Origin of the sequence: Verrucosispora sp. WMMD1129, assembly GCF_029581255.1 — a bacterium.
Taxonomy (GTDB): Bacteria; Actinomycetota; Actinomycetes; order Mycobacteriales; family Micromonosporaceae; genus Micromonospora; species Micromonospora sediminimaris.
Genome location: NZ_CP120741.1, coordinates 2,030,697 through 2,049,283, shown reverse-complemented (window position 1 = coordinate 2,049,283; position 18,587 = coordinate 2,030,697). Strand labels below are relative to the sequence as shown.

The 18,587-nt window shown below is 71.2% G+C and carries 17 protein-coding genes; 11 read left to right on the top strand and 6 right to left on the bottom strand.

Annotation, left to right across the window (positions count from 1 at the left end):
• Nucleotides 1-85: 85 nt before the first annotated feature.
• Nucleotides 86-1,591 (bottom strand): cell wall anchor protein, encoded by a 1,506-nt coding sequence (locus O7624_RS09300; RefSeq protein ID WP_093401718.1) that lies wholly within the window; start codon nt 1,589-1,591, stop codon nt 86-88.
• 339 nt (nt 1,592-1,930) lie between these two features.
• Here O7624_RS09300 and rsmD point away from each other — a divergent pair, with 339 nt between their 5' ends.
• Nucleotides 1,931-2,494, top strand: coding sequence for a 16S rRNA (guanine(966)-N(2))-methyltransferase RsmD (rsmD, locus tag O7624_RS09295; RefSeq protein ID WP_282239704.1), 564 nt, complete (start codon nt 1,931-1,933; stop codon nt 2,492-2,494).
• Nucleotides 2,491-2,976, top strand: coding sequence for a pantetheine-phosphate adenylyltransferase (gene coaD / locus O7624_RS09290; RefSeq protein WP_093401716.1), 486 nt, complete (start codon nt 2,491-2,493; stop codon nt 2,974-2,976). Before rsmD ends, coaD begins: the two co-directional genes overlap by 4 nt.
• A 64-nt stretch (nt 2,977-3,040) precedes the next feature.
• On the opposite strand, the gene O7624_RS09285 is transcribed toward coaD, so the two are convergent.
• Nucleotides 3,041-4,288 carry an ISL3 family transposase gene (locus O7624_RS09285; RefSeq protein ID WP_282239703.1) on the bottom strand — a complete coding sequence of 416 codons (1,248 nt, stop codon included), beginning with the start codon at nt 4,286-4,288 and terminating at the stop codon, nt 3,041-3,043.
• 308 nt (nt 4,289-4,596) lie between these two features.
• Here O7624_RS09285 and O7624_RS09280 point away from each other — a divergent pair, with 308 nt between their 5' ends.
• The 6 genes from O7624_RS09280 (at nt 4,597) to mutM (ending at nt 8,797) form a co-directional block, all read left to right on the top strand.
• A complete protein-coding gene (locus O7624_RS09280; RefSeq protein ID WP_093401715.1) occupies nt 4,597-5,094 on the top strand; it encodes a hypothetical protein in 498 nt (165 codons plus the stop codon).
• A gap of 170 nt (nt 5,095-5,264) precedes the next feature.
• Nucleotides 5,265-5,828, top strand: coding sequence for a YceD family protein (locus tag O7624_RS09275; RefSeq protein ID WP_093401714.1), 564 nt, complete (start codon nt 5,265-5,267; stop codon nt 5,826-5,828).
• 5 nt (nt 5,829-5,833) lie between these two features.
• A complete protein-coding gene (gene rpmF, locus O7624_RS09270; protein WP_091435485.1) occupies nt 5,834-6,007 on the top strand; it encodes a 50S ribosomal protein L32 in 174 nt (57 codons plus the stop codon).
• A 120-nt stretch (nt 6,008-6,127) separates the two neighbouring features.
• Nucleotides 6,128-7,090, top strand: coding sequence for a phosphate acyltransferase PlsX (locus O7624_RS09265; protein WP_232511053.1), 963 nt, complete (start codon nt 6,128-6,130; stop codon nt 7,088-7,090).
• Nucleotides 7,087-7,947: a ribonuclease III gene (gene rnc / locus O7624_RS09260; RefSeq protein WP_232511031.1), complete on the top strand. Its 861-nt coding sequence runs from the start codon at nt 7,087-7,089 to the stop codon at nt 7,945-7,947. The genes O7624_RS09265 and rnc overlap by 4 nt, the downstream gene beginning before the upstream one ends.
• Nucleotides 7,940-8,797 (top strand): bifunctional DNA-formamidopyrimidine glycosylase/DNA-(apurinic or apyrimidinic site) lyase, encoded by an 858-nt coding sequence (gene mutM, locus O7624_RS09255; protein ID WP_282239702.1) that lies wholly within the window; start codon nt 7,940-7,942, stop codon nt 8,795-8,797. The genes rnc and mutM overlap by 8 nt, the downstream gene beginning before the upstream one ends.
• Nucleotides 8,798-8,832: 35 nt before the next feature.
• Here mutM and O7624_RS09250 read toward each other — a convergent pair whose 3' ends face one another.
• Entirely contained in the window at nt 8,833-9,681 is an 849-nt protein-coding gene (locus O7624_RS09250; protein WP_282239701.1) for an endo alpha-1,4 polygalactosaminidase, read from the bottom strand.
• 108 nt (nt 9,682-9,789) lie between these two features.
• Complete coding sequence (locus tag O7624_RS09245; RefSeq protein WP_282239700.1) at nt 9,790-11,154, bottom strand: CAP domain-containing protein; 1,365 nt, start codon at nt 11,152-11,154, stop codon at nt 9,790-9,792.
• Between the two features lie 372 nt (nt 11,155-11,526).
• On the opposite strand from O7624_RS09245, the gene O7624_RS09240 reads away from it, so the two are divergent.
• The 3 genes from O7624_RS09240 to O7624_RS09230 all read left to right on the top strand — a co-directional run bounded on the left by O7624_RS09240 (nt 11,527) and on the right by O7624_RS09230 (nt 16,257).
• Entirely contained in the window at nt 11,527-11,721 is a 195-nt protein-coding gene (locus tag O7624_RS09240; protein WP_093401709.1) for a hypothetical protein, read from the top strand.
• A 301-nt stretch (nt 11,722-12,022) separates the two neighbouring features.
• Entirely contained in the window at nt 12,023-15,637 is a 3,615-nt protein-coding gene (smc, locus tag O7624_RS09235; RefSeq protein ID WP_282239699.1) for a chromosome segregation protein SMC, read from the top strand.
• Nucleotides 15,637-16,257, top strand: a complete 621-nt coding sequence (locus O7624_RS09230) for an HAD-IA family hydrolase (RefSeq protein ID WP_282239698.1) — start codon at nt 15,637-15,639, stop codon at nt 16,255-16,257. The genes smc and O7624_RS09230 overlap by 1 nt, the downstream gene beginning before the upstream one ends.
• A 27-nt stretch (nt 16,258-16,284) precedes the next feature.
• Here the strand turns inward: O7624_RS09230 and O7624_RS09225 are convergent, their stop codons facing one another.
• Entirely contained in the window at nt 16,285-16,806 is a 522-nt protein-coding gene (locus O7624_RS09225; protein ID WP_282239697.1) for a DinB family protein, read from the bottom strand.
• A 42-nt stretch (nt 16,807-16,848) separates the two neighbouring features.
• Nucleotides 16,849-18,558 (bottom strand): alkaline phosphatase D family protein, encoded by a 1,710-nt coding sequence (locus O7624_RS09220; protein ID WP_282239696.1) that lies wholly within the window; start codon nt 18,556-18,558, stop codon nt 16,849-16,851.
• Nucleotides 18,559-18,587: the final 29 nt, after the last annotated feature.

The following is an 18,587-nucleotide window of genomic DNA, read 5'->3' as shown; positions in this document are numbered from 1 at the left end:
CGACCGCCGCGAACCTGCCCGGGACAGCGAACCGCCCCGGTCACCCGTGGAACGGGGTGACCGGGGCGGGCACGCTCAGCTCGGCTCAGGCGGTGAAGTGGATCCGCCGCCGCCGTGCCATCACGAACAGGACCGCGCCCAGCGCCAGCAGGGCGATCGCGCCTGCGGCGATGCCGCCGGCCGCAGCGCCGGTCACCGGCAGGCCCGGCTCCTCGTCGCCGCCGCCACCGCCGCCGCAGCCCTCGGGGGCGTAGACGACCTCAAGCTCCAGGCCCAGCTCCGGCAGGACGACCAGCGCCGCCTCCTCGTCACCGGCCGGGAAGGTGACCTTCTCCGACGAACCCGGCGCGACGGTACGGGTCTCGGTCTTGTCGCCGTAGGTGAACTCGACCTTGACCGGCATGCCACCCTCCGGGTTCGACGCGGTCAGCCCGAAGGTCTCGCAGTCCGCGTCGGTGGTCACCGTCGGCAGCGGGCAGTCCTCGGGACGCTCCCAGGAGTAGGTGCCGTTCTCGATGACCTTGCCGTCGACCAGCACCTCGATCTTGCCGGCGTTCTCGGCGGGCACCACGGTCTCGTTGTCGGCCTCGCCCGGCGCGACGGTGACGGTCTTGGACCAGCCGTTCTCGGCCCGGACCTCGAACTCGACCGGGTACTTGGAGATCGAACCGTCGTTGCTCAGCGAGACGGTGACGCTGCCGTCGCAGGCGGAGGAGAAGGTGGACGCCGGGGTGGTGCAGTTCTTGCTGCCGCCGTTGTACCAGCCCTGCGGGCCCGAGGAGCGGTTGCCGGGAGCACCCTTCTCGCCGAGCTTCTTGGAGCCGTAGCGCGGGCCGTCCTCGACCAGCGGGTCGATGACCTCGTCGACCCCGCCCCAGATCAGGTCGACCTGGGTGTGGCAGTCCGGGACACCGACGTTCAGCTCGATCTCGGTCTGGCCGGCACCGAGGAAGTCGCTGTCCGGCTCGCCGTAGACGTACTGCGGGGTGGCGAACTGCGGGCGCGGCGCGAAGTACGACACCAGGGTGAAGTACTGCTTTTCGTCACCGCACAGCGGCAGGTCACCCGCCAGCTTGACGGTCGCGGTGCCCTTCGGGCCGTCGAAGGTGTGGCTGTACTTCGCCTCGCTGGCGTCGACGCACTTCGGCGCCGGGGTGCACGCCCCGTCGCGGTCGAGGTTGATGCTGCCCTCGTTGCTCGCGCGGGCGTTGTTCTTCTGCCAGACCGCATCCACCCGCAGGGTGGCGCGGGTGGTGTCGCCCGGCACCCGCTGGACAGCCTCCACGAAGGAGTTCTTGGGAATGACGACGCTGTGCAGCGGCCGGCTCTCGTCGGCGCGCACCTGCACGGTCACGTCGGTGTTGGGGTTGGCCGTGACCTTCGTGATCGTGGCGTCCTTGTTACGTTCGCTGTTCTCCACCTTCCACGTGATCACCCGCTCACCACTGAGCTGGTCGCAGACGGCGGTGGCGGTGATGGTGGTGTGGTGAGCGCTGGCGGGGGTGGCCACCGCCGCTGCTCCGGTCAGGCCGATGAGGGCGGCTGCCAGGACAGCCAGCGGCCGCCGCAGCGACAGCTTGGGTCGGATCACGCGTACTCCCGGGGTGAAGATGCGTCTGGGTCGGCGCGGGCGGGACGGACGGCGCTGGCGGCACGTGCCGCGCCTGAGAGGGTGCCTCCCTTGCCGATTACCGGCGGCAATGCGCCGGCACCGGGCAGACCCTAGCGAGATCGCGAGAAACGAAACAGCCCTCAGGGAAGCTTAAGTGAGATGTTGTCAATTCGAGATTATTGATATACCCATAGTGATCATTCGGGGGCGGCACGCTCCGCTGTCCCGTCTGGACCGGCACGCCGTCGCGATGCGGCTCCGTCGACCCGAGGCTGGTCCGCTGTCGCGTAGCGTCAGGAAGGTGAGCAGGAGCGAGCGATGACCCGCATCGTCGCGGGCAGTCTGGGTGGCCGGCGGATCGCCGCCCCGTCGGGTGCCGGCACCCGACCCACCTCCGACCGGGTACGCGAGGCGTTGTTCAGTGCGGTCGAAGCCGAGGTGGACCTCGACGGGATCCGCTTCGCCGACCTCTACGCCGGCTCGGGCGCCGTCGGCCTGGAGGCGCTGTCCCGGGGCGCCGCGCACGCGCTGCTGGTCGAGTCCGACCCGCGTGCGGCCAGGGTGATCCGGGAGAACCTGGCGGCGCTGCGGGTCGGCACGTCGGCCCGACTGGTCACCGGCAAGGTCGCCACCGTGCTGGCCGCCGGTGCGGAGGGTGACCCGTACGACGTCGTCTTCGCCGATCCGCCGTACGCCCTGCCGGACGACGGCGTGCGCGCGATGCTCGCCGCTCTGGTGGACGGAGGTTGGCTGACGCCGGAGGCATTGGTGGTGGTGGAGCGGTCCAGCCGCGCCGGACCGGTCGAGTGGGTGGAAGGCATCACTGGCCAGCGCAGTCGCCGGTACGGCGAGACCACCCTTTGGTACGGTCGCCGATCATGAGACGTGCGGTGTGTCCCGGATCGTTCGACCCGGTCACCAACGGTCACCTCGACATCGTCGGCCGGGCCAGCCGGCTGTTCGACGAGGTGATCGTCGGCGTACTGGTAAACCAGTCGAAGAGTGGCCTGTTCACCGTGGAGGAGCGCATCGACATGCTCCGGGAGGTGACCGCCTCCTACGGCAATGTGCGGGTGGAATCCTTCCGGGGCCTGCTGGTGGACTTCTGCCGGGCGCAGCGGGCGACCGTGCTCATCAAGGGTCTGCGGGCGGTCAGCGACTTCGACTACGAGTTGCAGATGGCCCAGATGAACATCGGCCTGGCCGGGGTCGAGACGCTGTTCATGCCGACCAACCCGCTCTACTCCTTCCTCTCGTCCAGCCTGGTCAAGGACGTGGCCAAGTGGGGCGGCGACGTCACGCCCCACGTCCCGGACGTGGTCCGCGACGCCCTCAAAGCCCGCCTGGTCCCCCCACCAGCCTGACCACGAGCCGCCCTCGCATACGCGATCTTGCAGTTCCGGTCGGCTCTCCGGTCGGGTGTGTGGGTCATGTTCGGCCGGGCAGGGGTAGGTCGTAGCCGCAGAGGTGGAGTCTGACCATGGCGATGAGGGCGTGGGGGTTCTTGAAGCCGAAGGCGATGCGGGTGAGGAGTCGGATCTTGGTGTTGGTGGATTCGATGAGTCCATTGGACAGGCGGTAGGTCAGGGTGTTGGCGATGTCGTCGCGCCAGTAGCGGCGGATGCGGTAGGCCAGTTCCACGAACGGGGTGAGTTGGCTGGTGGTGGCCCAGTCGAGCCAGGCGTCGAGCAGGGTGATGCGGTCGGCGCCTCCGGGGGCGGCGAAGACCTGCCGTAGTTGCTGGTTGAGCAGGTAGGCCCGATACAGCGGCTGGTTGGTGTGTTCGATGGTCGCGAGTTTCGCCTGTTGGGAGGCGGTCAGGTCGGCCGGGTTCTTCCACAACGCGTAGCGGGCGCCTTTGATGCCCTGGGCCAGGGCTTTCTGCCCGGCTTTGCGGGCGGCGGTGTAGACCTGGGCGCGGACCGCGTCCAGGGCTTTGCCGGCCCACATGACCACGTGGAACGGGTCCAGGCAGATGCGGGCCTGGGGGCAGTATCGGCTGACCGCCGAGAAGATCCATTCGGCGCCGTCAGCGGTGACGAGGCTGATCTGGGCGCACCGGTCGGATCCGAGCAGGTCGAAGAACTGGCTCAGGGTGGCACTGTCACGGCCCTCAGCGATCCACAGCAGCCGCCGGGTGTCATGGTCAACAACCACGGTCAGATACTTGTGACCCCGCCGATACGACACCTCATCGATACCGATGCGCCTCACCCCCGCGAGGCGATCCCCGGCCGCGGCGTCAGCGTCGGCGACCACCCGGGTCACGATCTGCCCGACCGTGCGCCACCCCACCCGCACCAGATGACACACCGCGGTCTTCGACATCCGCCGCACCAACCAGCCCACCAGCGCATCGAACTGGCGAGTATGCCCGGCACCGTGCCGCGCCCACGGCACCGCCGCCACCACCACCCCGTGGACCGGGCACCGCACCCGGGGCGCATCGGCCTCCAGGAACACCTGCCACACACCCACGTCCAAGCTCCGCCACCGCCGACGCCCACGACCCGCGTCATAACCCGGACACCGCCGCTGGCACACCCCGCACCGACCCCGCGCCCGCCGCAACGGACGCACCGACACCACCACCACACCCGCCGCATCAAGACACACCGACTCGACCACCACCTGCTCGACGCCCAGCAGCCGACCCCATAACCTGACCGAACGCACGCCGTTGCCACCACCTAGAACCGAAGCCTTCAGACAGCTCGGAACCTAGGCCCAGCAACGGCGTGCGCCCGTCAACGACCCACCAACCACCCACACATCAAGCAGAAGAGCCTTCCGGTCGCCCTTCTGTCGCTTTCGATGTGGTTTGCGGGGACGGAAAGTGCAAGATCGCGAGGCGGGGTGGGGCGACACGCCCGGGGAGAGGGCGGTGCGGGGTTGGTGCGGGACGACATCATGGGTGAAGCGGGAAACCGGCCGCAGCCCGCATGATGTAGGTCGGCCCGACGAACGACAGGAGTGAGGTACCGGTGGACCCGCTCGACCGCATCGACGAACTGATCACCATCGTGGAGCAGGCGCGCTCCGTGCCGATGTCGCGCAACAACTGCATGGTCGACCGGGGTGAGATGGTCGCGGCCCTCGACGAACTGCGCGCCGAACTCCCTGCCGACCTGCGCCGCGCCGCCGCCCTGCTGGAGGAGCGTGACAAGATCATGGAGGCCGGCAAGCGGGAGGCCGACCGCATCATCAGCGAGGGTGAGGCGGAACACGCCCGCCTGGTCTCGGTGAACGAGATCACCGTCTCCGCCGAGCACGAGGGCGCCCGGATCATCGCCGAAGCACGGGCGGAGGCGCAGCGGCTGCGCGAGGAGGTCGACGACTACGTCGACACCGCCTTGGCCAACTTCGAGCAGTTCCTCACCCGGGCGCTGGCCTCGATAGAGCGCGGCCGGGACAAGATGCATGCGCTGCGGGAGATCGGCACCTTCGCCGGCGACGAGGCGGAGCGTCCGCTGCCCTTCTGACCACCACACGGGGTCGTCGAACGGATCGTCCGCTGCCGGCCGGACTGTCCGCCAGTGCCGGGATCATCCGCTGCTCCCGGTGCCGGGACGGCCGGTCACCCCCGATTCGACGCTGGAGCGTCCGTCCAGGTAACCTCGTTTGTCGGCCTCTCACCGGCCGGAGTCTGACTATGCCCAAGAACTCACCCACTTCACTCGACCCCAGGTCGCCGCTGGTCCTCGACACGAGGGAGCTGCCGCGTCGACCTGGTGCTCTGCGTACCGTCGAACGGGTGGTCCCGGCACCGTCGGACCTCGGCGTGGAGTTGATCGGCGTGCCGGAGGGCGCGGGCCTCGACCTCGATCTGCGGATGGAGTCGGTGTCCGAGGGTGTGCTCGTCTCGGGGACCGTCAGCGGTCCGATCCAGGGCGAGTGCAGTCGCTGCCTGCGCGAGATCAACGACTCGGTGACGGTGACGATCCAGGAGCTGTACGCGTACGAGAACAGCACCACGGACGCCACCACCGAAGAGGACGAAGTGGGTCGAATGCAGGGAGACCTGATCGACCTGGAACCGGCGTTGCGGGACGCGGTGGTGCTCGCGCTGCCGAACAATCCGCTCTGCCGCCAGGACTGCCCAGGTCTGTGCCCCGAATGCGGGGTGCACTGGGACGATCTGCCGGCCGATCACAGCCACCAGCAGATCGACCCGCGTTGGGCGGGCCTGTCGCAACTGACCCGTACAGAGGAGTAAGAACCGTGGCCGTCCCCAAGCGCAAGATGTCGCGCAGCAACACCCGGTCCCGCCGGGCGAACTGGAAGGCCGCGGCGGTCGCGACCGTCGCCTGCCCGCAGTGCAAGTCCGCGAAGCTGCCGCACGCCGCCTGCTCGGTCTGCGGCACCTACAACGGCCGCCAGGTCCTTGAGGTCTGACCCGGACGGCGCGTGACGTCTCCGACCACAGGTCGGGTGACGCACACCCCCCGGCGATCGCCAGCAACTCCGGCCGACGCCGGCCGGTCCAGGCCGGTCGGCGTCGAGACGGAGTCGGGCATCGCACGGATCGCCGTTGACCTCCTCGGCGGGGACGAGGCTCCCGCCGTCGTGGTGGACGGCGCTCTGCGGGCGGTGTGCGACGACCCGGACCTGCACCTGCTTCTCGTCGGGCCGACCAGGGCCGCCGGCGCGCTGATCGACGCCCTGGACCCGGCACAACGGGACCGGATCACGGTCCGCCCGACACACTCCGTCGTCGAGATGGCCGACGACCCCAGCGCGGCACGCGCCGAGACCACCGTCCGAGCGGCCGTGGCGGCGGTTCGTGCCGGGTACGCCGACGCGGTGGTCTCCGCCGGCTCCACCGGCGCAACCGTCACCGCCGCCGCCCTCGGCCTCGGACGCTGGCCCGATGTGCGGCGCCCGGCCCTCGCTGCCGCGCTGCCCGCCGTCTCCGGCACCGTCGTCCTGCTCGACGTCGGCGGCTCACTGGAACCGAACCCGGCGACTCTCGCCCGGCACGCCGCGCTCGGTGCCGCCTACGCCGCAGTCGCCCACGGCGTCGCCGCGCCCCGGGTGGGGCTGCTCTCCGTGGGCACCGAAGCCGGCAAGGGTGACCGTGCCCGGCGGCTCACCGACCCCGTGCTCAGCGCGGCGGCACTGCCCGGCGAGGCCCGCTACGTCGGGCTCGTCGAGGGGTACGACGTCTGCCTCGGCACGCGGGCCGATGTGGTGGTCACCGACGGTTTCACCGGTAACGTGCTGCTCAAAGCCGTCGAAGGCGCGTACGCGATGGCCGGCGGGACCCCGCCCGGTGGCGGCGCGCCCCGGGCGGCCGCGCTGCTCGGCGTGGCCGGCACCGTCGTCGTCTGCCATGGCGCCGCCCGCGCCGATGACATCGCCTCCGGCATCGCCCTGGCCGCCCGTCTCTGGCGGCGTGACGCCACCGAGCGGGTCGCCGCGCTGCTCGCCGAGAACCGCACCGATCGCACGACCGACACCGAGGTACGCACATCATGAGCAACGACAAGCGTCGGCGGCCGGCAATCGGCCACCTGGAGGCCGCCTTCGGCGTCTCACTGGATCCGGAGTTGCTGGAACGCGCGCTCACCCACCGTTCGTACGCGTACGAGAACGGCGGGCTGCCCACCAACGAGCGGCTGGAGTTCCTCGGCGACTCGGTGCTGGGTGTGGTGATCACCACCGCGCTCTTCCAGAACCACCCCGACCTGCCCGAGGGCCAGCTGGCGAAGCTGCGGGCCAGCGTGGTCAACATGCGTGCGCTAGCCGACGTGGCACGCGGCCTGGGCCCGGACGGGCTCGGCCCCTACCTGCTGCTCGGCAAGGGCGAGGAGACCACCGGGGGTCGGGACAAGGCCAGCATCCTCGCCGACACCCTCGAAGCGCTGCTCGGCGCGATCTACCTCCAGTACGGCCTGGACACCGCCGCCATCGTCATCCACCGGCTGTTCGACCCGCTGATGGCCGAGTCCGCCGGCCGGGGCGCCGCGCTCGACTGGAAGACCAGCCTTCAGGAACTGACCGCCGCGCTCGGCCTCGGCGTTCCGGAATACCGGATCGAGGGCACCGGGCCCGACCACCTGAAAACCTTCACCGCCTGGGTGGTGGTCGCCGGCAACCGGTACGGCGGCGCTGACGGGCGGAGCAAGAAGGAGGCCGAGCAGCGGGCTGCGGAGTCGGCGTGGCGGACCCTCACCGAGCAGGCGGAGGCGACCGCCGACGGCCAGGATGGGGCGACCGCCGATGGCCGGACCGGTACGACCGCCGACGGGTCGGCAAACGAGCAGGTGAACGTGGCGATGGACGGCCAGCGGAACGTGGTGGGCGAGGTCGGAGCCCAGGCGCACCATGCCTGAGCTGCCGGAGGTGGAGACCGTCCGGCAGGGCCTGTCCCGCTGGGTCATCGGCCGCCGGATCCACGCCGTGGAGGTGCGCCACCCCCGGGCGGTTCGTCGCCATGCGCCCGGCGGAGCGCACTTCGCGGACGTACTGGCCGGCCGGAAGGTGCTCGACGTCCGACGACGCGGAAAGTATCTCTGGCTGCCGCTGGACAGCGGGGACGCCGTCGTCGGACACCTCGGGATGTCCGGGCAACTGCTGCTGCAACCGACGGACGCGCCGGACGAGACGCATCTGCGGGTCCGGTTCCGCTTCGACGACGGCGGGCCCGAGCTGCGCTTCGTCGACCAGCGCACGTTCGGCGGGCTCTCGGTCAGCGAGGGCGGTGGCACACTGCCGGCGGAAATCGCCCACATCGCCCGCGACCCGCTGGACCCGGAGTTCTCCGACGCGGAGTTCGTGGCCGCGCTGCGTCGGCGGCGTACCGAGGTGAAGCGGGCGCTGCTCGACCAGAGCCTGATCTCCGGCGTGGGCAACATCTACGCCGACGAGGCGCTGTGGCGGGCCGGGCTGCACGGCACCCGGTCCACCGACGCGCTTACCGGCCCGGCCGCCCAGCGGCTGCTCGCGCACGTACGGGACGTCCTCGACGAGGCGATCACCGCGGGTGGCACGAGCTTCGACGCCCTCTACGTCAACGTCAACGGCGAGAGCGGCTACTTCGACAGGTCGTTGAACGCGTACGGACGGGAGGGGCAGCCCTGCCGTCGCTGTGGCGCACCGATTCGCCGCGAGGCGTTCATGAACCGGTCGTCCTACAGCTGCCCTCGCTGCCAGCCGCGCCCCCGAATCAAGCCCCGCCCCTGACACCACCACCCCGGCCGGATGCCTCCGCGATCGCGTCAGGGTGACGGGCAGGGCAGGCGCCAGGCGTCCAGGGTGCGGTTCTTGCGGATCGAGGCGAAGCCGTAGCCGACGCTCGTCACGCAGAAGTCGGTGGTGTCGCCGGTGTACTCGACGTGGAACACCGGCTTGCCGGCGTCGACGAAGGGCAACAGCTTGTCGCACCGGCCAAGCCGTACGCACTCCTCGTTGACGGCGAAGTCGAAGTCCGGTGCGAGCGCGGCGACCTGCGCCAGGTCGCCGAGCAGGCCGGGGGAGAGGTCGAGCGAACGGGCCAGCGTGGCGACCCGGCGGTTGAACGTCAACTGGTCGTCGAATTCCAGCGCGAAGCCGGACCGGTGGTCGTAGCCGTCGGCGTCGGCGAACACCACCGCGCCGAAACCCTTCCCACGGCAGAGCCGGAACCGGTCAGCCAGCACCGGCCGCAGGACGTCCCACCGGCGTACGTCCAACCAGACGCGCCCGCTGCGCGCGATCGTCGCGCCGCGTACCCGTGCCGGGTAGCGGCTGGCGTCGGGGTCGGTCGGACGCACCGACCCGATGTGCACCTGGCAGACCAGCCGACGGTCCCGGGAGCGCAGCTCGGCGGTCTGTGCGGCGGTGGTGCCGACCGGGTCGAGGACGAAGACGTCCGCCTCGACGTCCGGATCGAGCACGCCGCCCAACTGCCACTGCCACTGCCACTGCCAGTGCCGCGCCGAACTGGTCGGCCAACTTGTCGGCGCCCCGGGCGGGGTGAGGTCAGGCCGGCAGGCGGCAGCCGTGACCAGCAGCGTGAACGTCAGACCGGCCGGCAGCGCCCGGCGGTGCATCCACCGCGCCGGTCGCCCGCCCAGGCCGTACCGCATCGCCAGCTCCGCAGGTCGCGGGGGCGGCGTCGGGCCGCCCGAGCCGGTACGCCGGGTCTCGGCGTACCCACCCGGTCAAACGAGCGCAGACCCGACAAGGACTCGCGCTCAGCGTGGTGCGGCGAACACCTGCGTCCAGTACGGGCCGTTGCTGCTCGCCACACCGACGCCGATCTCGGTGAAGGCGCAGTTGAGGATGTTGGCACGGTGTCCGTCGCTGTTCATCCAGGCGTCCATGACGGCCGCCGGAGTCCGCTGGTTCCAGGCGACGTTTTCGCCGTACGTGCGCCAGGCGTAGTCGACCCGATCGATCCGGTCGCCGGGATCGCTACCGTCACTGCCGGTGTGCGACATGTTCTTGTGGTCGGCCTGGTCCTGGCTGTGCCGCTGGGCCGCGGTCATCAGCTTGTCGTCGATGCTCAGGGCGCCGCAGCCGGCCTTCGCCCGCTCGGCGTTGACAAGCGCGACCACCTCGGCCGCCTCCGAGGCGACGTCGCCGGAGGAGGACGGAGCGGCGGAGGCCGCCCGGCTCGGGCTGCCCTGGCGTTCGGCGCTGAGCCGGGAGGGGGCCGTGCTGCGCGAGGGCGCGGGCTTGGGCCGGGTCGTCCGACTCGGTGACGGCGACGCCGTCGCAGCGCTGGGGGAGACGCTGGGGCTGGGAGTGGCGCTCGGGCTCTGGCTCTCGGGCAGGTCCAGCGCCAGTTCCTGATCCTCTTCCGGCACGGCGGGCGCGCTGGCGACCGGTGCCTCGCCGGCCGTGGAGTTGGTGGGGGTGTCGTCACCGGGCAGCGCGAGGGCCGCGACGCCGATGCTCACCACGAGGGTGGCGGCTGCGGCGGCGCCGCCCATCACCAGGGGGCGCGGCAGCCGGCGGGACCGACGGGCCGGGGCGGTCGGTTCGAGCGCCGGCTCGTCGACCCCGGCCACCTCCCGGTGCCCGGTCTGCGGCCCGTAGTGGGGAACGACGACCGGCTCGGCGTACGCACTGCTCCGGTCGGAGTACCCGACTGCCTGATCGGTGTACCGATCGAGCCGATCATCGTAGGCGTACGAGCTGTCCTGCGGCGACGCGTGGTGCGTGGGCCAATCGGCGGCATGGACGGCGGTGCGGTCGTCGTCGCGGTGGTGCCGCCCGGGCCCCTGGCGGAACGAGCCGGTCTCCGGGTGGAACGAGCCCGAGGTGTCGTGGTGGAACGAGCCCGAGGTGTCGTACCAGTGCTGCCCCGTCGCCGGGTACGGCTGCTCCGCCGGCTGGTATGTCTCCGCCGCCTGGTAGGACTGCGTGGCGTCGGACCGCCACTGCTCGGTCGGCTGGTCGCGGTACCACCCGTCGGACGGGTCCTCCGGGTCGTCGCCGAACAGGTAGGACGACCGTGGCGCCGGCCGGTCGGTCAACCAGGCCGGGTCGTCGGTCGGTGGTTCCGCTCGCCGCGGGGTGTGCTCCGGGTCGATCGGATCATTCCAGCCGTGCACGCCTGTCGCCTCCACGGGTCAGTTACGGGCCGGGGTGACGCTACGTGTTGTGTCTGAGCAGCAGCAATCTGGCTAAGGAAGAGTTAAGAGGAGCCTGTACGTCCGGGTGAGGTATTCAGTGATTCCGGAGCGTAGAGTCGGGGCGTCCGGACAGAGCGTGTCCGCGCCTCGTGGCAGTCCCCCGAAGACGGGTGTGGCCGACGCCGAGATGATCTACGGCCTGCGTGAACTTGACGAAGCAGGGGCTGTCGGCTCAATATGGTGATGTCGCCAGTCGCGCCCGGCCATGCCCAGAAATTGTGGGAATGGTAGTCGCGTTCACAGGGGCGCGCGTTGGCCGGCCTCTCCGGCAGCGCACATCAAGGAGTAAAAATGGCGAAGGCCCTCTACGGCCACGTAGGTGCGGCGCCCGACCGGCGCCTGCTCGACGAGGTCACCCGACTGCGTGCCAGGGTTCAGTCACTGGAGTTCGAGGTCACGCGACTGCGTGCCGAGAACGATCGGCTCGCGGCGGCTGCGGCGGAGGCAGACGATCTGCTTCGTCTGGCCGAGCCCGCGCTGACCTGACCTGCCTGGTCCGCACGAGCGACTGGACCCACCGGTCGCCGCACGAGCGACTGAACCCAACCGGTCGCCACAACTGAATAGCACCACCGCACCGAGCGCGCCGACACGATGTGCCGGCGCGCAGCTCTGTGCGTAGCCGATCGCATCGGCCGTTCGGTGCGACGTGTGGTCCGGTCGGTGTCCGGCGGCCGGCAGGTGGGTCGCGTCGGGTGCGCCACCCGGTCCCGGGTTAGTCTGCGGGTTTACCAGGGTCCGCGCAGCCGGGCGACGGTACGGCGGCCACCGGACGAGAGTCGAGAAGGTGCATCTCAAGAGCCTGACGGTGAAGGGCTTCAAGTCTTTCGCCTCCGCGACGACGCTCAAGCTGGAGCCGGGGATCACCTGCGTGGTGGGCCCGAACGGCTCCGGCAAGTCAAACGTCGTCGACGCCATCGCCTGGGTGCTCGGCGAGCAGGGCGCCAAGGCGTTGCGCGGCGGAAAGATGGAAGACGTCATCTTCGCCGGCACCGCCGGGCGCGCCCCGCTGGGCCGAGCCGAGGTGACCCTCACCATCGACAACACCGACGGTGCGCTGCCGATCGAGTACACCGAGGTCTCCATCACCCGCCGGATGTTCCGCTCCGGCGAGAGCGAATACGAGATCAACGGCGACTCGTGTCGACTGCTCGACATTCAGGAACTGCTGTCGGACTCCGGCATCGGCCGGGAGATGCACATCATCGTCGGGCAGGGGCGGCTCGACGGGATGCTGCACGCCAAGCCGGAAGACCGGCGGGCGTTCATCGAGGAGGCGGCCGGCGTCCTCAAGCACCGCAAGCGCAAGGAAAAGGCGCTGCGCAAGCTCGACGCGATGCAGACCAACCTCAACCGGCTCACCGACCTCACCGTCGAGCTGCGCCGACAGCTCAAACCCCTCGGACGGCAGGCCGAGGTGGCCCGCCGGGCCGCGGTGATCCAGGCCAACCTGCGCGACGCCCGACTGCGGCTGCTCGCGGACGACCTCGCCACCCTGCGGACCACCCTGGACAAGGAGATCGCGGACGAGACCGCGCTTCGGCAGCGCCGCGAGCAGGTCGAGGCGGAGCACGCCGAGGTGCAGTCCCGCCTCGGCGAGTTGGAGGAGGCGCTGGCCTCCGATGCCCCGCTGCTGGCCGCCGCTCAGGACACCTGGTACAAGCTCTCGGCGTTGCAGGAGCGGTTCCGCTCGATCGAGCAGCTCGCCGTCGAACGGCTGCGGCACCTGACCGCCACGCCGGACGACGAGCGCCCGGGCCGCGACCCGGAACAACTGGAGGCCGAGGCCGAACGGGTCCGCGAACAGGAGGAGGAACTGCGCGCGGCGCTCACCGACGACCAGGTCCGGCTCGCCGAGGCGGTCGAGCACCGCCAGGAGCTGGAGCGTCAGCTCGCCGCCGCCGAGCGGGAACTGGTCGCCGCCGCGAAGGCGATCGCCGACCGGCGGGAGGGCCTGGCCCGGCTGACCGGGCAGGTGAACTCCGCCCGGGCGCGGACCACAAGCGCCGGGGAGGAGATCGAGCGGCTCGCCGCCGCGCACACCGACGCGATGGCGCGCGCCGAGCGGGCCCAGGCGGAGCTGGACGCGGTCGCCGAGCAGTCCACCGAGGCGGACCGTGACAACGCCGACCTGGACGCCCGGCACGCCGAGGCCGTCGCCACCCAGGAACAGGCACAGGCCACGGTCCGGTCCCTGTCGGACGCGGAACGGGCGGCGGAGAAGGACGCCGCCACCTGGAAGGCCCGGGAGGAGGCGCTCGCTCTGGGCCTGCGTCGCAAGGACGGCGCTGGGGCCCTGCTGGCCCGCGCCGACCAGGTACCCGGCCTGCTGGGCGGCCTCGCCGGCCTGCTCACGGTGGCTCCGGGCCACGAGGCGGCGCTCGCCGCGGCGCTCGGCGGGCTGGCCGACGCGGTCGCGGTGACCGGCGTGGACGAGGCCGTCGAGGCGATGCGGCTGCTGAAGATCTCGGACGCCGGGCGGGCCGGACTGCTCGTCGGCAGCCCCGCCGGGCCGGGAATGACCGGCTCGGCCGACGCATTGCGTCCGAAACTGCCCGACGGTGCCCAGTGGGCACCCGACCTGGTCGACTGCGACGCCCAGATCCGGCCTGCGGTGTACCGGGCGCTGCGGGACGTGGTGCTGGTGGCGGACCTGTCCGCCGCCGCCGAGGTGGTCAGCGCACATCCTGAGCTGCGGGCGGTCACCCGGGAGGGTGACGTGGTGGGCGCGTACGCGGCGGCCGGCGGGTCGGCCAAGGCACCGAGTTACATCGAGGTGCAGGCGGCCGTCGAGGAAGCCCGGGCCAATCGGTTGGCCGCCGAGCGGACCAGCGCCGACCTGCGGGAGCAGCTGGTCGAGGCGCGTGCCGAGGTGGCCAAGGTCAAGGAGGCGGTGCAGCACGCCGCAGCGGCCAAGCGGGAGGCGGAGAGCCACCGCAACGCCGCGGCACGCCGGCTCGCCGAGTTGGGTGCCGCCGCTCGGTCGGCAAAGGCGGAGACCGACCGCCTCGGCGAGTCCCGGTCCCGTGCCGAGGCGGCCCGGGAACGGGACCTGACCACCCTGGCCGAGCTGGAGGAGCGGCTGCGGTTGGCCGAGGCCACCCCGATCGACGCGGAACCCTCCACCGAGGAACGCGACCAGTTCGCCGCCATGGTGCCGCAGGCCCGGCAGAACGAGATGGAGGTCCGGCTCGCGGTGCGTACCGCCGAGGAGCGGGTCGCCTCGATCGCCGGGCGGGCCGACTCGCTGCGTCGGCAGGCCGGTGCCGAGCGGGCGGCCCGGGAACGGGCGGCGGCCCGGCGCGCGGCGCGCACCCGGGGCGCCGCCATCGCCCGCGCGGTGGCCGGTGGCGCGCGGACGGCGTTGACCCAGCTGACCAGCAGCATCGCCCGGGCCGAGGAACACCGCGACGCGGTGGCGCGGGAACGGGCCACCCGCGAGGCGGAGCTGCAGGAGGTGCGGGCCGCCGCGAAACGGTTCGGTGCGGAACTGGAACGGCTCACCAGTCAGGTGCACCGGGACGAGGTCGCCCGCGCCGAGCAGCGGTTGCGCATCGAGCAGTTGGAGGCCAAGGCTGCCGAGGACTTCGGCCTGACCGTCGAAACCCTGGTCGCCGAGTACGGCCCGAGTCAGCTGGTGCCGCCCACCGAAGCGGAGGTGGCCGCCGCCGAACGGGACGGTCTGCCGGTGCCCGAGCCGGTCCGCTACGAACGCCCGGTGCAGGAGAAGCGGGCCGCCAAGGCCGAACGGGAACTCGCCCTGCTGGGCAAGGTCAACCCGCTCGCCCTGGAGGAGTTCGCGGCGCTGGAGGAGCGGTACAAATTCCTCTCCGAGCAGTTGGAGGATCTCAAGGCGACCCGGCGGGACCTGCTCACCGTGGTCAAGGATGTCGACGAGCGGATTCTGGAGGTCTTCGCCAGCGCCTTCGCCGACACCGCCCGAGAGTTCGAGCAGGTCTTCACCGTGCTGTTCCCCGGTGGTGAGGGCCGGCTGATCCTCACCGACCCGGACGATCTGCTGACCACCGGCGTCGAGGTCGAGGCCCGCCCGCCGGGCAAGAAGATCAAACGGCTGTCGCTGCTCTCCGGCGGTGAGCGGTCGCTGACCGCGGTGGCGATGCTGGTGGCGATCTTCCGCGCCCGGCCGAGCCCGTTCTACATCATGGACGAGGTGGAGGCAGCCCTCGACGACGTGAACCTGGGCCGGCTGATCACCCTGCTGGCGCAACTGCGGGAGAAGAGCCAGCTGATCGTCATCACGCACCAGAAGCGGACGATGGAGATCGCTGACGCGCTCTACGGTGTGACCATGCGCGGCGGGGTGACCCAGGTGATCAGTCAACGGCTCAACCGGGCCGACGGGGATGACGAGCGGCAGGGCCGCGGCGAGGAGAACGGGTAGTGGCTCGGGAACGCGCGACGGCGCTCCTGGTGGATTTCGACGGTGTGCTGCGGCGCTGGGATCCGGCGGTCGCCGCCGGCGTGGAGCGGGAGTACGGCCTCTCCGCCGGTGTGCTCGGCGAGATCGCCATGCAGTGGGGGCGGCTGCAACCGGTGCTCACCGGCCAGGTCAGCCACGCCGACTGGATGACAAGCGTGGCCGACGCGCTCACGCCGTCCGTGGGTGACGCCGGGCGGGCGCGTGCGGCGGTGGCGCAGTGGCAGCGCTATCGCGGTGAGGTCGACCCGGAGGTGCTCACGTTCGTCCGCGAGGCGAGGGCCGCTGGCATCCGGGTCGGGCTCGGCACCAACGCCACCGATCTGCTCGACGCCGACCTGGCTGCGTTGGGCCTCACCGACGAGTTGGACGTGGTGGTCAACTCCTCGGTCATCGGGGTGCACAAACCGGCGCCCGAGTACTTCCAGGCCGCCTGTGCGGCGCTGGACACGCCGCCGGCCCGGGTGCTCTTCGTCGACGACGAGGACCGGGCGATCAGCGGGGCCCGGGCCGCCGGGCTGTCGGCGTACCGCTGGAACGGGCCGGCCGACCTGCGCTACCTGCGCGCCGTCCTGGCCGGCTGAGCCGGCGCCGACCAGTCACGCTCTCCGTCAGTCGCCGACGACGCCGTCGATGCGTTCCCGGATCAGGTCGGCGTGCCCGTTGTGTCGGGCGTACTCCTCGATCATGTGGACGTAGACCCAGCGCAGGTTGAACGTGCGTCGTTTCGGGCCCACCTCGGTGAACGTCTCGTCGAGCGACCGACCGACGACGGCGGCGCGGGCCAGCGCCACCTCCCGGTGGAAGGTGGCGAAGTCCGCCTCGGCGTCGGCGGCGCTGACGTCGTGATCGGCGTCCGGATCGTCGGGCGTGTAGTAGGGGTAGTCCACCGGCTCACCGGCGAAGTTCTCCCGGAACCACCACGCCTCCACCTCGGCCAGATGCCGGACCAGCCCGAGCAGGGTGAGGCCGGACGGCTCGACGCTGGCGGTGCGCAGCTGCTCGGCGGTGAGGCCCGCGCACTTGAGCAGCAGGGTTTGCCTGTGATAATCCAGCCAGCCCTCCAGCATGGTGCGCTCGTCGCCGACGAAGGGCTCAGGGGTCCGGTCGACCGCCGGTGCTGTCCATGTCATCCGGGGATTGTGGCCCGAACGTCTGACGACCGACGACAAATTTCAGCGGCCGTCGGCGAGCCGGTGCCGGGCGACCTCCCGCAGGTGACCGTCACCGGTGGTGCCCTCGATGACCACCTCGGCCCCGCGTCCGGCGTGGGTGAGTGTCGCCACCGCGTTGCCGAAGTAGGGCCCCGCCAGCTTGCGCCACTTGACCAGCGCGCGGCGAACCCCGGCCGTGCGGGCCAGGGCACGGGCCGCCCCGGCCGGGCCCCGCGCCCACCCGAGCCGCATCAGCGGGCGCATCCCGGCCGGCACCTGGTTGTGGATCGGTGAGCAGGTGAGCTGATGCACCGGTGTGCGTACACCAGGGTCGGCGAACCTGACTCTCGCCACGTACGAGTGGTGCACATCGCCGGAGAGCACGCTTATCGACGCCGGTGGCGGGTACGCCGGCCCGGCGCCCTTGCGGTCGTCGGGTGTACCGGGTGCGCCGGCGCCGATCCGGGCGAACAGCTCCGCCAGCGCGTCGAACGAGCGACGGAACGCTGCCCAGTGCTCCAGATCCAGCGCGCGGCGTAGCCGTTCGCCCAGGCCGGCGACCCATGGCCGGGGCGAGTCCGCCAGCTTCTCGTTCCACGTCTCGACGTGGTGGATGCCGGGCGGCAGCAGCCAGGGCAGTGAGGAGCCGACCACGAGGTGGTCGTAGCCACCGTGGGCGCGGTCGAGAAACCACGACCACTCCCCGGGCGGCAGCATCGCCCGCCGACCGGGTTGCAGCACCCGGCTGCACCGGTTGTCGAGCATCACCAGCCGGGTGCGTCCCAGGTCGAGCGCGTAGCTCCACTGGTACTGCACCGCCCGCCAGCGCTCGGTGTCGTGGGCCAGGTCGGCCTCGGTGTCCACCCGCGCGCCGAACTCGCGCAGCACCCCGGTGGCGTCCTCCGCCGCGCTCACCTTGGCGAAGACCGGGTCCGCGGCGATCTCGTCCGGGGAGAGGTTGCCCAGGTGCTGGTACACCCAGTAGGAGGCCAGCCCGCTGGTGATCCGCTCGGCCCACCACGGCTGTTCGCGCATCTCGGCGCGCCAGGAGGCCGAGGTGTTCCAGTCGTCGATGATCTCGTGGTCGTCGAAGATCATCACGGTCGGCAGGGTGGAGAGGAGCCAGCGGATCTCCGGGTCGCGCCACGACTCCAGGTAGAGCTTGGTGTACTCGTCGAAGCTGACCACCTGGTCCTTCGGGGCACCCTCCGGACGTCGCCGGCGGCGGCGCAGCAGGCGCTTCACCGTCGGCGAGGTCTCGTCGGCGTAGACCTGGTCGCCGAGCAGCAGCAGCAGGTCGGGCAGGGCCGCCGGGTCCGGGTCGGCCATCACCCGCCGGGCGTACGCGTCGAGCGCGTCCGGTGGCAACTTGCGGGTGGTCGCGTGCTGGGTGGTCTCCCGACAGGAGCCGAAGAGCAGCCGGACCGGCTGGTCCCGGTCGTCGGTGGCCCGGGTACGGATGACGCTGGGCGGGAAACGACTCTCCGGCTGCGGCCAGACCACCTCGTCGTCGATCAGCACCTCGTACGGGGTCGTGCTGTCCGGGTTGAGCCCATCGACCACCACCAGGGCGTAGTGGTGGTCGTACGCGCTGAAGGTGGGGGCGGTGCCGGTGGCGCCGCCCGCCGTGCGGACGGTGACCACAGTCGGTGTCGTGGTCTCCACCCAGACCGTGGCCCGAGTGCCGACGACCCGGCGCAGCAGGGGGCCGATGAGCAGCTCGGCGGGCATACGGGACCTCCAGACGAGAGAACTTCATC

Coding starts and splice junctions, on each gene's coding strand:
- rsmD (WP_282239704.1), top strand. CDS start 1,931: ATGACCCGCATCGTCGCGGGCAGTCTGGGTGGCCGGCGGATCGCCGCC.
- coaD (WP_093401716.1), top strand. CDS start 2,491: ATGAGACGTGCGGTGTGTCCCGGATCGTTCGACCCGGTCACCAACGGT.
- O7624_RS09275 (WP_093401714.1), top strand. CDS start 5,265: ATGCCCAAGAACTCACCCACTTCACTCGACCCCAGGTCGCCGCTGGTC.
- rnc (WP_232511031.1), top strand. CDS start 7,087: ATGAGCAACGACAAGCGTCGGCGGCCGGCAATCGGCCACCTGGAGGCC.
- mutM (WP_282239702.1), top strand. CDS start 7,940: ATGCCTGAGCTGCCGGAGGTGGAGACCGTCCGGCAGGGCCTGTCCCGC.
- O7624_RS09250 (WP_282239701.1), bottom strand. CDS start 9,681: ATGCGGTACGGCCTGGGCGGGCGACCGGCGCGGTGGATGCACCGCCGG.
- O7624_RS09240 (WP_093401709.1), top strand. CDS start 11,527: ATGGCGAAGGCCCTCTACGGCCACGTAGGTGCGGCGCCCGACCGGCGC.
- O7624_RS09225 (WP_282239697.1), bottom strand. CDS start 16,806: ATGACATGGACAGCACCGGCGGTCGACCGGACCCCTGAGCCCTTCGTC.
- O7624_RS09220 (WP_282239696.1), bottom strand. CDS start 18,558: ATGCCCGCCGAGCTGCTCATCGGCCCCCTGCTGCGCCGGGTCGTCGGC.